We start from the raw sequence: 13,016 nt of genomic DNA, 5'->3' as shown, positions 1-13,016 counted from the left end.
CGCCGGAGGACTACGGTCGACACTGCGCATCGACGCCCAAAGTACAACCGGACGCGAGCGCCCGCTTTCTACCGCGCGGGAGCTTCCTCTCGGCCGAGAGTCGATGGTCTCGGCCGAGAGGTGCGGGCTCGAGTCAGCGCCGCCAGGCCGCCGGGGCGGGGAGCCCGCTGCTGACCATCACCTCGAGCCCCGGCACCGGAGCACGGGCGTCCGCCGCGCTCTGGGCGAGCGGACCGGAAGGCAGGTCGCGGAAGATGGCTCGGACCTGTCCCGTCTGCGGATCGCGCAGAATCGCCATGGGAGGCGCGGTCCCCTCGGCGATCTCCACGCTGCCACCGGGCCCGGACACCGAAAGACTCGCCAACTCCGTCTACCACACCGGCTCCACGGGAAGCGCGAAGGTGAATCCCGAACCCCCGTCCCCGTCCCAGGTCTCCGCCATCCCGAAGCGCAGCGAAAACAGCTCGCTTCCATCGGCGCGCCTTCCGGTCATGGTGTAGGGGCCGGGAGCGAGCGGGAGGAGCGGCTGCGCGTCGACCACGAAGGCCGGATCGAGGCGGAGGGCGCCGTCCGCGTCGGCCCCGCCTGACACGAGCAGCGTCCGGGTGGCGGCGGGGGCTTCCCAGACCTCGAGTGCATCCTGAAGCCGGAAGCGGAGCGCGTTCGCGAAGTAGTAGTCGCTGACCCAGGTGGGATCACAGTAGCTCATGAAGTCCCGGACCGTCGGGTCCACGAGCGACCCGCCATCGCGGGGGTCCCATCCCCAGACGCCGATCCGCCCGCCCTCGTGCGGATAGCTAACATCCGGGCCTCCTTCGTCCCCCGAGCAGGTCGCATGCCGCAGGCTCATGTTGTGTCCGAGTTCGTGCGCGAACGTCTCCCCGTCGATCTCCGAGACGGCGGTCTTCCCGTGGTACGCAAGGCTGTCGGGAAGAAACGGGAGCCATGCAATGCCGCTGGTGGCGCCCGCAATCTCCGGGATCAGACCATGCCAGTGTCCGATTCCCTGCTCCATGACGCGGATGCGTCCGACATCGGCCAGGAGGTCGGGGCCGGCGTTCGCATCGACCGTCACGCTCTCGTACCGTGTGATCTCGATGTCCTGCACAGGCAAGTATGTATGTGTCTGAAAGAAGAACTCGTCTTCCGGATCGGCAGTGCTCACGAACGTCGAGGCTTCGCGGTCGTCGTCCCCCGTCCAGATGAAGGGGAGCAGAGTCAGCAGCAGTGGGGGAACGGACCTCACATCCACCGTTATCCGCCCGCTCTCGGGGATGCGCCTCGACACGCCCAGATTCGGATCGAGCGTGCCATCGGGATCGATTTCGACGACCATCTCCAGCCCCTCCTGGATCACCTCGGCGGGGATCACCGCGTGGGGCGAAAGATCGAGTTCGCCCTCCTGCACTTCCGTCGGAATCACGGACGAACCCGCCGGGATGTCCTCCACGCGCACCTCCGCACCGTCCACGAAGAAGGTGGCCCGCACAGGAGGGATCATCGCCCCCGTGTCCTCTTCGGACGTCACGAACACGCGCAGGAGTGCCTCCCTGCCGGCCACCAGAGGGACGGGAAACTCGCGCGACTGCGCCGCCTGAATCAGGTAGGCCTCGGCGTGGGCCTCCCCCCCACACAGGCGGATCCGGTACTTGAAATACACGGACTCCGTCCAGTTGCGGAAAGCCGGTGTCCGGGGCATGCACAGCCCCGTGTCCTCCGCCATCAGTTCCCAGAGTTCGTCAAGCTGCGTCAGGCCTTCGGGCAATGGACCCGACATGTCGGGATTGCCCTGGACCCATATGCGGTAGAGTTCGCTGGCGTCGCCGAGGTCCGGCGGCAGGGGGCCGGACAACCTGTTGTTGTTTGCCAGGAGAAACCTGAGGCTGTCGATCTGTCCGAGGTCCGCAGGCAGCGGTCCCTCGATCATGTTGTCGGAGATAAAGAGTGACCGCAGGCTGTCGAGCTGCCCGAGCCCGGAGGGGAGCGGGTCGGTCAACTCGTTCTCGTAGAGGCGGGTCGCGCGGAGCTTACCGAGCGCCGCCAGGCTTTCGGGCAAACCGCCCTCGATGTTGGTGTCCGTAATGCGAAGGACTCTCAGTTCGGTGAGCTTCCCGAACTCCTCGGGAATCGTACCGTCGAAACGGGCCTCGTACAGGTGGAGTTCCAGGAGGCTGGCGAGATTGCCCAGCTCCGGCGGGATCGGGCCGCTCATCTGGTTTCCGCCCATCCAAAGCGTATCGAGGTTGACGAGGTTCCCGATCTCCGGAGGAATCGGGCCGGTGAAGTTGTTCCCGTCGATGTCCATCCGCCGCAGTTCGGTGAGTTCGCCGATTTCCGGCGGGACCTCGCCCTCCAGTTGGTTGTAATCCAGGCGCAAACGCCGCAGGTACGGGAAGTACTGGATCTCCGGAGGGATCTCGCCCCGGAGGTTGTTGGCCCGCATCGCGATCTGAGTGACCCGCCCCGCTGAATCGACCGCGATGCCGAACCAGTTCTCCAACGCGGCATCGGTCCCCCAGTTGGCCGACTGCGTCCAGCTCTCTCCGCCCATGGCTTCGTAGAGCTTCATGAGGTCGGCGCGTTCCTCGTTGCATGCGAGGAACGCGCCGTCACGCGTCGGAATCGCGTTCAGCCATGCCTGAAAGTCCTCGTCCCTTACCGTGCACAACATCGTCCCGCCGTACTGGAGTTGCTGGATGCCGAGTTCGGTGAGCGAGTGCGGGATCGGCCCCTCGAGTTCCGCGTTTCCGTTTACGACCACCTCGGTGAGGAAGGCCATGTCGCCGAGGTTCGCCGGCAACTGACCCTTCAGGTTGTTCTCGCTCAGGTTGAGCGCCGTCACGCGGGCGTTCGCGTTCGCCGTCACACCGTGCCAGCTCTCGACCGGCTCGTCCGTTCCCCAGTTGGTGTTGTTGGTCCAGCCGGAGCCGAACGTGCCCGCGTAGAGGTCCATGAGGATCGCGCGATCCTGGCTCTGCACCGCTACCGGGGCGGCATTCGAGACGGGGCCCGACGTGGCGGTCAGGCTCGCGTTGCCCTCCTTCAGACCGGTTACGAGCCCCGCCGCATCCACGGTCGCGGTCGCGGGATCGGTGCTGGTCCACGTCACCACCGCGTCGGAGATCGGCTGCGCCCGATCGTTCAGGACGCGCGCACGCACCCGGATCGTATCCCCCGCTACAACGGCCACCCTCTCCGGTTCCAGTGTGATCCGCGCCGGCACCGTCGCGGTCGGCGGAGGAGGGGGCGGCCCGGGCCGCGGCCCCGCCGTTTCCTCCCCGCCGCAGGAGAGAATCACGAGACCGAGAAAGCCGAGTACGGCCGAACGCGCGGCACATGCGCGCGAGGAGCGGGGAAGACTGATGGGCTGGGAGGTCGCAGAGGTGCGGATTGCCATGGGTCTACCTTGGGTCTCAGGTATGCCCTCAACGGTCGAGGACTAACGTCTATCCGAAGCCCAAGTGAGATCTTTCGCGCCTCCCATTTGGGGGGGGCGCCCCCGCGGTCTCTCGGCGCCTCGCATCTCTTGGGGGCGCCGTAAGGGGTTGAGGATCAAGTTACTACCGGAACGACGCCCCCGGTGTTCTCCCGACCTGATCTGGAGGCGTACCCCGGGTCAACAGCCTCCGAGATGTTTGTCGAAGAAGGCTTGCAGTCGGGTGTACATGTCGATCGAGTTGGCGGGATCGCGGAAGCCGTGACCTTCCGGATACGTCTTCGAGTCGAACTCCTTGCCGAGCGCATCGAGTCTCTCGACCGCGAGTTCGAAGTTCTCGAACGGCGCGCGGACATCGAACTCTCCGTGCATGATGAGCACGGGTGCGGTAATGCGGTCCATTCGGTCGAGCGTCTCGCTCTTGGCGTAGATCTCGGGACGCTCTTCCGGCGTCCCGCCGTGCCCCGTGATCGTAAAGATCTTTCCCAGGCGGTCGGCATACGGCAGGGTCAGGGACTCGGAGTAGATGCCGCGCATCGGCACCGCCGCATCGAACTTGTCGGGCGTCCGGGTGATCGCGGACATCGACTGCATGCCTCCGTAGCTCCCGCCGTATATCCCCACGCGCCCGTTGACGTACGGCTGACGGCGCAGCCAGTCGGCCGCTCCGCCGGGATCCTTCGACTGGTCGTTGAGCCAGTCTTCGACCGACAGATCCTGGAACTCGCGCCCGAAGCCGGATCCGCCGCGGTAGTTGATCGCCAGAACGACGAATCCTTCGTTCGCGAGGTACTGCTCGATGAGGTTCGTCCCCTGCGTGTAGGAGTTCGTTCCTCCCCCGTGAACTTGCACGAGCGCCGGGCAGGCGGGCGGGTCGGAGCCGCCCGAAAGCGCGTCCCGGATCGCGGGCGGCAGGTACAGGAATCCCTGGATGTAGAGACCGTCAAAGGACCTGAAGGAAATCTCCATCGGCCGCTGGATCCCTTCGAAGGCGGGCGAGAAGCTCGTGAGTCGTGCGGGGGTCCCGCCCTCGAGGTCGAGGAGCCAGACTTCCCTGCCCTCCGTCGCCGCATCGCGCGTGAACACGGCGCGCGTGCCGTCCGCCGTCGCATGCAACGACGACCAGGCACCGCCGACGCTCGTGACGCGGGTGGCCACTCCGCCCTCGGCCGGCACCGACCAGAGATCGAAGGCGCCGCGCTGCTGGTATGGGAAGTAGACGCGCTCGCCGTCTCCGGACCAGAACGGGTCGAAGCGCATGATCGCGTCGGTGGCGTAGACCTGCATCTCGATGGGCGCCTCCCGCACAACTCGCGGGGCACCCGCCGAGAGGTCCAGGTCGATCCGGTACAGGTAGGCAAGATCCTCGTACCAGTATTCGTCCTTGGCCGTCCCCATGAGGACGAGGCTCGCGCCGTCCGGAGACCAGACCGGACTCGAGGAGGCCATGAGGGAGGCCGAGAGCTGCCGCGCGTCGCCCGAAGCTACGTCGATGAGCCACACGTCGTCGTGCCACCAGTCGGCCCGGTTCGAGATGTAGGCGATCCAGCGGCCGTCCGGCGACCAACTCGGGCTGAAACGGCTGTCATCCGCCTCCGCCGCCGCGGTCGTCAGCTGTCGCGGTGGCGTCGCTCCCCCGGCGTCGACGAGCCAGATGTCCTGCGACCCCGAGTCGGTGGAGTAATAGGCGAGGGTCTCTCCGTCGGGTGACCACGAGGGGGCCCGCAGGCCGCCCGATCCCTCCGCCACCGCGCGGCCCGCCGCGCCGGGTGCGGCGACGAAGAGAGTTCCTCCGCGGATGAAGGCCAGCCTCTCTCCGTCCGGGGACCACACCTGCGAGCCGCCGGCCGTCCAGAAGGTTCCCGCGTCTCCACCGGCGGGGCCCGAGACCTCAGCTGTCGCGAGGGTCGGGAGGAGATGGATCCCCCTTCCGCCCGACCCCTCGGCGGGTCCCGCCACGGCCAGCGCGGATCCGTCGGGGGAGAGCGCAACGCGTCCCGCCCCTCCCCCGGCCGTAAAGATGTTCTCGAGCGTGAGCGGGATCGGACCTTCGTCCAAATCGCCCTCAGCAGTTGCGCAGCCCGCGGCGAGGAGCCCGAAGATCACTCCATACGCGCGCCGCTTTCGGGCTGGTCGCGTGGATCGAGACACGGCTCCTCCTGGCTCTCGGGACGCTTCCGGGAAGGGGCTTCCGCCCGGTCCGCCCGCCGGGGACGGCTCCGCATGAGTATTGCCCCGGCAGATGGTCCGACAATACCGATCAGAGACCGAAAAACGTTTCCGCGCTTCCGCGATCGGAGGTCGAGGCCTTGACCGAACCTGCCGTCACCCTGACCGACTACGGGCTCACGCTGCTCTGCGCCGTGCTGGTCTGGCACGCTCGCTCGCACGTGAGGGCCGACCTGCGCCCATGGGCGATGGGACTCTTCGCCGGCTCCGGCGCCGCGGCCCTTTTCGGCGGCACGGTGCACGGCTTCTTCGGGGACGCCGCGACGCTGGGTTACCGCGTCCTCTGGCCAGCCACCATCCTCACCGTCGGGGCTACGGGACTCGCTGCCTGGGGCCTGGGCGCTCGAGTCGATGGACAACCGGCGCGTACGCGGTGGATCACGCGAATCGCCGGCCTCGCCTACGTCGCCTATGTCGCCATCGTGCTCGCGGGGTGGCAGGCTTTCGCCGTCGCGGTGGCGTTCTATCTGCCCGCCGTCATCTATCTGACGGTGCGCTTCGCGCAGGCGTACAGGCGCCGGCCCACCGTGAGCCGGCGGCGGGCGCTGATCGGCCTCGGGCTCACCTTCGCGGCGGCGGCCATCCAGCTGCTTCAGATTCCGATCCACCCGGTCTGGTTCGACCACAACGCGCTGTACCATGTGGTGCAGGCGGCCGCATTCATCCTGCTCTACCAGGGCGTGAGCGGCGAAGAGTGAGAGCGAGTCCCCAACGTCAGAGGTTTGCCATGCGTGCCTTGTCCTCCGCCGGCTCCCGGATTTCCGCCACGGGGTTCGCCCTCCTGCTCCTCTTCTCCACCGGGTTGTCCGCCCAGGAGGGCCGGCCGATGACGGTTGAGGATGTCCTTGCGCTCAGGAGCCTGTCCGGGATCTCCGTGAGTCCGGATGGGGAGTGGGTGGCCTACGTCGTCACCGCACGCGACATGGAGGAGGACCGCCAGGAAACCGACGTGTGGGTCGTCCCGTCTGCGGGCAGCCCCGCCGATGCCCGGCAGCTCACCTTTCGTTCCGGTTCGGACGATTCACCGGTCTGGCACCCATCGGGAGAGTGGCTCGCTTTCTCCTCGGACCGCGAAGGGGTGAGGCAGGTCCACGGCATCCGGCCCAACGGCGGCGAGGCGTGGCAGGTGACGTCCCACGAAACCTCGGTCGGGAGCTTCCGCTTCGCGCCCGATGGCCGGCGGCTCGGGTTCGTGGCGAGTCCGCCCGCGACGGAGGCGGACCGCGAACTCGAGGAACTCCGGGGTCGCCCGATGGTCTGGGACTCCGTCTACACCGATCAGTGGTCCCATCTCTACGTCGCCGAACTCGACGACGATGCGGCCGCCGAGGCAGAGAGATGGTCGCCGGACGGTCTGCATGTCGTGTCCTTCGTGTGGTCCCCCGACTCGCGAGCCGTCGCGTTCGGCGCGCGCTCGTCGCCCGTGCTGAGGACGACCTACTACGGGGCGACGTACGTCCAGGAAGGAGCGGAGGCGGAGACCCGGAGCGTCACATCCATGCCGGGCGGCGAGAATCCGGTGGCGTGGGACGACGAGGCCGGTCTCATCGTGTCGGGAACGGGACAGCTTCTCGGAACCTTCAATCGACAGCTCTGGCGCGTGCCGTTCGACGCGGACGGCACGGCGCTGGACCCTGTTTCGCTCACGGCCGAGCTGGACGCGAACGCGAACCTTGTCCATAGCGATGGCTTGCGGCTCATCGTCTCCGCGGCCCGGCGCACCGGAGCCACCGTGTACCGCATCCCGCTCGCCGAGGGCGCCGCGTCGGGTCCCCCGAGCGATCTCACCGATGGCAGGCACTACTACTCGGGTGCCTCCGTCTCGGCCGACGGAAGCACGATCGCGTTCACGGCCGAGGACGGCGGCGCGCCTCCCGACATCTTCGTCACCTCGACGGCCGACTTCCGGCCCGAGCGCCTGACCGACCTGAACCCGCAGGTGGCCGACCTCGCGCTCGGCGAGCAGCGCGTCGAGTCGTGGCTTTCGCGGGCCGGGGGCGAGGAGATCGAAGGCGTCCTCACGCTCCCCGTCGGGTACGAGGCCGGCGACCGCGTCCCGATGGTCCTCGTGATCCATGGCGGCCCGTCCGGCATCTCTTCGGACCGCTTCAACGCGACGCGCGGGGCCTACCCGGTTCAGGTATACGCAGGCATGGGGTTCGCCGTCCTGCAGCCGAACTATCGTGGCTCGAGCGGCTACGGGGAGCGCTTCCGCGGCCTCAACCGCGGCGACATCTCGGGCCGGGACTGGATCGACATCGACTCCGGCGTGGACGCCATGGTCGAGCGAGGGATCGCCGATCCGGAGCGACTCGCCGTCAGTGGGTGGAGCTTCGGGGGACACCACACCTATTGGGGGATCACGCAGACCGACCGGTTCAGGGCGGCGAGCGCGGGCGCGGGCGCGAACGACCTGATCTCGATGTATTCGCAGACGGACATCCCCGAGTTCTACCACACCTACCTGGGTCCGAAGCCGTGGGAGGACTGGGATCTCTACGAGGAGCGTTCCGCGTACCGGCATGTTCAAAACGTGACGACACCGCTTCTCATCCAGGTGGGGGAGAGGGACGAAAGGGTGCCGGCCGAACAGAGCATACAGTTCTTCGAGGCCGTGCGCGCCATCGGTAAAGCGCCGACGACCCTCGTATTGTATCCCGACCAACCGCACGGTGTTAGATCTCCTCGTCTCCAGCGAGATCTCATGTCCAGAAACGTCGAATGGCTCACGCGCTGGATTCTGGAGCCGGAGGCGCTGGTTCCGTGACGGGCTGCCGGGCCGCTACGTTGAAACACGGCACCAGAAGACGCCCGCGGAGGAGGATGTTCATGCAACGGCCCGGTCCGAGTCTGCGCTTTAGCCCGTTGGTGGCGAGCGCGCTCGTGCTGGCCGCGGCCGGCCCGGTCGGGGCCCAGCATACGCCCGAGGTCACCGAAGCCGGCCTCGCGCGCGGCGAGATGTTCTACCAGGCGCACTGCGGCCGGTGCCACGGCATGCTCGGTCAGGGAGGCGAGGGACCGAACCTGGCGCGCCCCACACTGCCCCGCGCACCGGACCACGGGTCGCTGGTCCGGGTGATTCGGCGCGGGATCCCCGGTACCGGCATGCCCGGGACGAGATCCAACCTGGTGTCGGATCTGGAGGTCGACCTCATCGCCGCATACGTCCGCACGCTGGCGCAGGACGCCGTCGTGGAGGTCGCGGGGGACGCCGCCCGCGGGCAGGAAGTGTTCGCCGCCGGCGGCGACTGCTACTCCTGCCACGTCGTCGACGGACGGGGGACGGGGGTCGGCCCCGAACTGACGGGCATCGGGCTCCGGCGCGGCGTCGAATACCTCTACGCGGCCCTGCAGACGCCTGAGTCCGAGTTGCCGGTCTCCCGGCGAGGCATTTTGCGGGGATTCAGGGGATACCTGCCGATCCGCGCGGTCACGCGCGAGGGCCGCGTCATCACGGGCATGCGCGTGAACGAGGACGCGTTCACGATCCAGTTGCGGTCGATCTCCGGCCGCACGGTCTCGCTTCGCAAGGAAGACCTCGTGGAACTCGAGAAACAGTTCGATCACTCACTGATGCCCGCCGTGGAGGAGATGACGGGAGCGGACATCGATGACCTCGTCGCCTTCCTGGCCGACCTCGGAGAGGGATCATGATCCGTCGATTGCCGTGGATCCCGGCTCTGGTGGCCGGCATCCTGATGTGGAGCGCCGCCTTCGCCGGGACCTCCGCGCAGGTACCGTTCGAACGCCTCGCGAACGCGGACGCCGAGCCGCATAACTGGTTCACGTATTCGGGCAACTACGCGTCGCACCGTTTCTCCGCGCTCGACCAAGTCCACCGCGGCAATGTCGGGGACCTCAAGGTGATCTGGGCCTACCAGATGAGCGGCGGGCTCATCGAGACGACGCCGGTCGTGGTCGACGGCGTGATGTACATGACGGAACCGCCGAGCAACGTGAGCGCGCTCGACGCGCGCACCGGGCGCCGCCTCTGGCACTGGTCCGCCAACGTCCCGGCCTCGACGAAGAACATCTGTTTCCCGCGCGTGAACCGTGGCGTCGCGATCCTTGGCGAGACGGTGTTCGTGGGTACGCTCGACGCCCGGCTCGTGGCGCTCGATGCCCGGTCCGGCGCCGTCCGCTGGGAGGTGGACGTGGCGGACAACGACCTCGGCTTCTCGATCACGCTCGCCCCGCTCGCCCTCGACGGAAAGGTGATCGTGGGCATGTCCGGCGCGGAGGCCGGCGCCAACGGGTTCATCGACGCCTATGACGCCGAGACCGGGGAACTCCTGTGGCGGACCTACACGATCCCGAGCCCGGGCGAGCCGGGCAGCGAGACGTGGGGCGGCGACAGCTGGGAGCACGGCGGCGGCTCGACGTGGCTCACCGGCTCCTACGACCCGGAACTCGACCTCCTGTACTGGCCGACCGGCAACCCCGCCCCCGACTGGAACGGGGACGCGCGGCCCGGCGACAACCTGTACACGAACTGCATTCTCGCCCTCGACCCCGACACGGGCGAGATGCAGTGGTACTTCCAGTACACGCCGCACGACACGCACGACTGGGACGCGACCGAGATCCAGGTGCTTGTCGACGCGGAGTGGGAGGGAGAGCCGCGCAAGCTTCTCGTAACGGCGAACCGGAACGCCTTCTACTACGTGCTCGACCGCGAAACCGGCGAGTTCCTGCACGGCGTGGAGTACTCGAAGCAGACCTGGGCCGAGGGCCTCGACGAGAACGGTCGGCCGATCGTGATCCCGGGGACGGAGCCGACGGAGGAGGGGAACCTCGTCTGGCCCAGCCTTCAGGGGGCCGCGAACTGGTTCAGCCCTTCGTACAGCCCGGACACCGGCCTCTTCTACCAGGCGACCCGGATCATGGGGGCCGTCTACTACAAGGCCGAGGTCGAATACGAGCCGGGGCAGCCGTTTCTCGGCGGCGGCGAGCAGGCCCTCTCGGGAGACGACGCGAGCGGGGCGGTCAAGGCGCTCGACGTGCTGACGGGAGAACTGCAGTGGGAGTTCCCCCTGCTCTCTCCGCCCTGGGCCGGCGTGATGGCCACGCGAGGCGGTCTCGTCTTCGGCGGAAGCAACGAGGGCAACATCTTCGCGCTCGACGCCGAGACGGGAGAGGCGTTGTGGGACTTCCAGGCCGGCGCCGGCGTCCGTACCAACCCCATGTCGTTCGAGGTGGACGGTGAGCAGCGCATCGTGACCGCCGCGGGCGGCGTCCTTTGGGTATTCGGGCTCCCATAGCACAGACATGGATCGAACAGCCGGTGACACTGAGCAGGAGGACGTAATGACATTCCCGAGCCGTTTTTCCATGCCGCGACTACACCGCTGCTTTGCGCGGACCGCGGCCCTTCTGGGAGCAGCTATCCTGCTCGCGGCCCCCGCCGCCCAAGGTCAGTCACCCTTCCCGCCTCCGCCGAGCGTCGAGGAGATCGACGCGTGGGTCGAGGACGCCATGGCGCGTTGGGAAGTACCGGGACTGGGTCTGGCCATCGTGCATGAAGGCAAGAGCTATCTGTCCACCGGCTACGGCGTGCGCGAACTGGGTCGGGACACGCCAGTGGACGGTGGGACGCTGTTCAGCATCGGCTCCTGCTCGAAGGCGTTCGGGGCCGCCACGATCGCCTCCCTGGTCGAAGAGGGAAAACTGCGCTGGGACGACCGCATCACGGACCACATCCCGTGGTTCCGCCTCCACGACCCGTGGACGACGCGCGAGATCCGCGTGCGTGACATCGTAACGCACCGCGTGGGGACCGGGAGCAATCAGCCGCTGCGCCCGCTCGTCACGGACAGGCGGGATTATCTCATGCGGATCCCTCACACCGATCCGGACCACGCTTTCCGTGACCGCTACGGATACACGAACGACATGCTCGTTCTCACTGGACATCTGGTGGAGACCGTCTCGGGAACGGACTGGGATTCATACGCGAGGGAGAAGCTCTGGACTCCGCTGGGCATGACGACCACCACGGCGCGCATGGCGCCGGCGAACGCGAGCCCGAACCACGCCGAGCCGCATGCGATCATAGAGCGGAGGTTCATCGGGAACGCGGCAACCACGGGGATGCCGCTGGAGCCCGTGCCCTGGCAGTACGCCGAGGACGTCACCGTGCCCTCCGGCGGCGTGATCACGTCGGCTGACGAGATCACCGAGTGGATGCGGTTCCACGTCGGCACCCACCCCGACCCGCCGCTCTCCCGGTCGTCCGTCGAACTCATGCACACGCCGCACACCGTAATCCGGAACCCGAGCAGCTGGATGCCCTTCGAGGGGCCGGGTGCGTACGCGATGGGCTGGTCGACGGGCAGATTCGGGGACGTCACCGGCGTGGGCCACGGAGGCAACGCCCTGGGGTTCAACTGCTCGATCGCGCTGGCGCCGGAACAGGGCTTCGGCGTGTGGGCGACGACGAACCGCAACTCGGAGCTTCCGTGGGTGCTCACGAAGTGGGCGATGGCACGTTTCGTGGGGACGGAGGAACTGCGGAACCGCGACTGGCATGCGGAATTCGAGCAGAGCGTCGCCGAGGGGAACCGGCGGACCTTCGAGGCGGAGGAGGCGCGGCAGGCGGCCCGGCTCGACCAGGGTCCTTCGGTGCCACTCGAGGCCTACGTCGGCACCTACCACAACGGCTACGCCGGCGAGCTGCGCATCCGGCTGACGGACGAAGCGATCCCGCCGCTCATGCCCGCCGAGGGCCGGCTGGGACGCTGGGACGCGACTCCGGGCGTGCACGAACGTCCGGCCGCGAGCGCCTCGGCAGAAGCCGAACGCAACGGGGCGGGTAATGGGTCGGCGAACGGAGTTGGCGAGTCGGCCGGCGAACTCCGGCTCGTAGCCGAGTTCGATGGCCGGGAGCGGTCGGTGCGGATGCCTCTCGAACACTGGCACGTCGACCGCTTCGACATGTGGTTCGGCGACGTCAGGATCGGCGTCTCGTTCATGCTCGACGACACCGCCCGCGTGACGGGCGTCGAGATGGACTACTACGGCCGCTTCGAGCGTGTGCCCTGACGCGTCAGCGGACGTACAGCCGGTTCGCGTAGCTGTACGCCGTGACCGCCGACACGATATGGCAGATCCAGCCCAGCGTGCCGCCGGTTCCGAGCCACAGGCCCGGGGTCACGACTAACCAGAAGAGTCCGCGCAGGAACTTGCCGTTGTACCACTGCCCGACGCCGGGTACCAGGAAGCTCAGTACGGCGGCTGTCAATGGGTTCTTCACCTGTCTCCTCCAAACCATCGTCCGGATTTCTCGACCGGCGGGGCCACGCCCGCGCCGTCACTTCGTACGGACGGCCGGCGATAGCGGTTTCCAGACCGG

The 13,016-nt window shown here is 67.7% G+C and carries 9 protein-coding genes; 5 read left to right on the top strand and 4 right to left on the bottom strand.

The genetic code is table 11. The features are described from left to right. Positions 1-133 precede the first annotated feature (133 nt). The 3 genes from ACOOGH_RS04260 to ACOOGH_RS04250 all read right to left on the bottom strand — a co-directional run bounded on the left by ACOOGH_RS04260 (position 134) and on the right by ACOOGH_RS04250 (position 5,494). On the bottom strand, positions 134-349 hold the full coding sequence (locus tag ACOOGH_RS04260; protein WP_420447735.1) for a hypothetical protein: 216 nt from the start codon (positions 347-349) through the stop codon (positions 134-136). A gap of 21 nt (positions 350-370) precedes the next feature. Continuing rightward, positions 371-3,397, bottom strand: a complete 3,027-nt coding sequence (locus ACOOGH_RS04255) for a leucine-rich repeat domain-containing protein (RefSeq protein ID WP_420447734.1) — start codon at positions 3,395-3,397, stop codon at positions 371-373. A 219-nt stretch (positions 3,398-3,616) separates the two neighbouring features. After that, a complete protein-coding gene (locus ACOOGH_RS04250; RefSeq protein WP_420447733.1) occupies positions 3,617-5,494 on the bottom strand; it encodes a prolyl oligopeptidase family serine peptidase in 1,878 nt (625 codons plus the stop codon). A gap of 251 nt (positions 5,495-5,745) precedes the next feature. On the opposite strand from ACOOGH_RS04250, the gene ACOOGH_RS04245 reads away from it, so the two are divergent. The 5 genes from ACOOGH_RS04245 (at position 5,746) to ACOOGH_RS04225 (ending at position 12,706) form a co-directional block, all read left to right on the top strand. After that, a complete protein-coding gene (locus ACOOGH_RS04245; RefSeq protein ID WP_420447732.1) occupies positions 5,746-6,363 on the top strand; it encodes a DUF6962 family protein in 618 nt (205 codons plus the stop codon). Between the two features lie 29 nt (positions 6,364-6,392). After that, on the top strand, positions 6,393-8,432 hold the full coding sequence (locus tag ACOOGH_RS04240) for a S9 family peptidase (RefSeq protein WP_420447731.1): 2,040 nt from the start codon (positions 6,393-6,395) through the stop codon (positions 8,430-8,432). A gap of 62 nt (positions 8,433-8,494) precedes the next feature. After that, on the top strand, positions 8,495-9,319 hold the full coding sequence (locus ACOOGH_RS04235) for a c-type cytochrome (RefSeq protein WP_420447730.1): 825 nt from the start codon (positions 8,495-8,497) through the stop codon (positions 9,317-9,319). Next, positions 9,316-10,926, top strand: a complete 1,611-nt coding sequence (locus tag ACOOGH_RS04230; RefSeq protein WP_420447729.1) for a pyrroloquinoline quinone-dependent dehydrogenase — start codon at positions 9,316-9,318, stop codon at positions 10,924-10,926. The genes ACOOGH_RS04235 and ACOOGH_RS04230 overlap by 4 nt, the downstream gene beginning before the upstream one ends. Positions 10,927-10,972: 46 nt before the next feature. Continuing rightward, a complete protein-coding gene (locus ACOOGH_RS04225) occupies positions 10,973-12,706 on the top strand; it encodes a serine hydrolase (protein WP_420447728.1) in 1,734 nt (577 codons plus the stop codon). A gap of 4 nt (positions 12,707-12,710) precedes the next feature. On the opposite strand, the gene ACOOGH_RS04220 is transcribed toward ACOOGH_RS04225, so the two are convergent. Next, positions 12,711-12,935 (bottom strand): hypothetical protein, encoded by a 225-nt coding sequence (locus ACOOGH_RS04220; RefSeq protein WP_420447727.1) that lies wholly within the window; start codon positions 12,933-12,935, stop codon positions 12,711-12,713. Positions 12,936-13,016 lie beyond the last annotated feature (81 nt).

It is taken from the genome of Candidatus Palauibacter sp., assembly GCF_965213655.1.
Taxonomy (GTDB): domain Bacteria; phylum Gemmatimonadota; class Gemmatimonadetes; order Palauibacterales; family Palauibacteraceae; genus Palauibacter.
Note: the sequence above shows the minus strand (reverse complement) of the source record. Positions and strands in the feature narration are given on the sequence as shown.

Bases quoted from the DNA above. Each gene is read 5' to 3' on its own strand.
- ACOOGH_RS04255 (WP_420447734.1), bottom strand. From the start codon at position 3,397: ATGGCAATCCGCACCTCTGCGACCTCCCAGCCCATCAGTCTTCCCCGC.
- ACOOGH_RS04240 (WP_420447731.1), top strand. From the start codon at position 6,393: ATGCGTGCCTTGTCCTCCGCCGGCTCCCGGATTTCCGCCACGGGGTTC.
- ACOOGH_RS04235 (WP_420447730.1), top strand. From the start codon at position 8,495: ATGCAACGGCCCGGTCCGAGTCTGCGCTTTAGCCCGTTGGTGGCGAGC.
- ACOOGH_RS04230 (WP_420447729.1), top strand. From the start codon at position 9,316: ATGATCCGTCGATTGCCGTGGATCCCGGCTCTGGTGGCCGGCATCCTG.
- ACOOGH_RS04225 (WP_420447728.1), top strand. From the start codon at position 10,973: ATGACATTCCCGAGCCGTTTTTCCATGCCGCGACTACACCGCTGCTTT.
- ACOOGH_RS04220 (WP_420447727.1), bottom strand. From the start codon at position 12,935: ATGGTTTGGAGGAGACAGGTGAAGAACCCATTGACAGCCGCCGTACTG.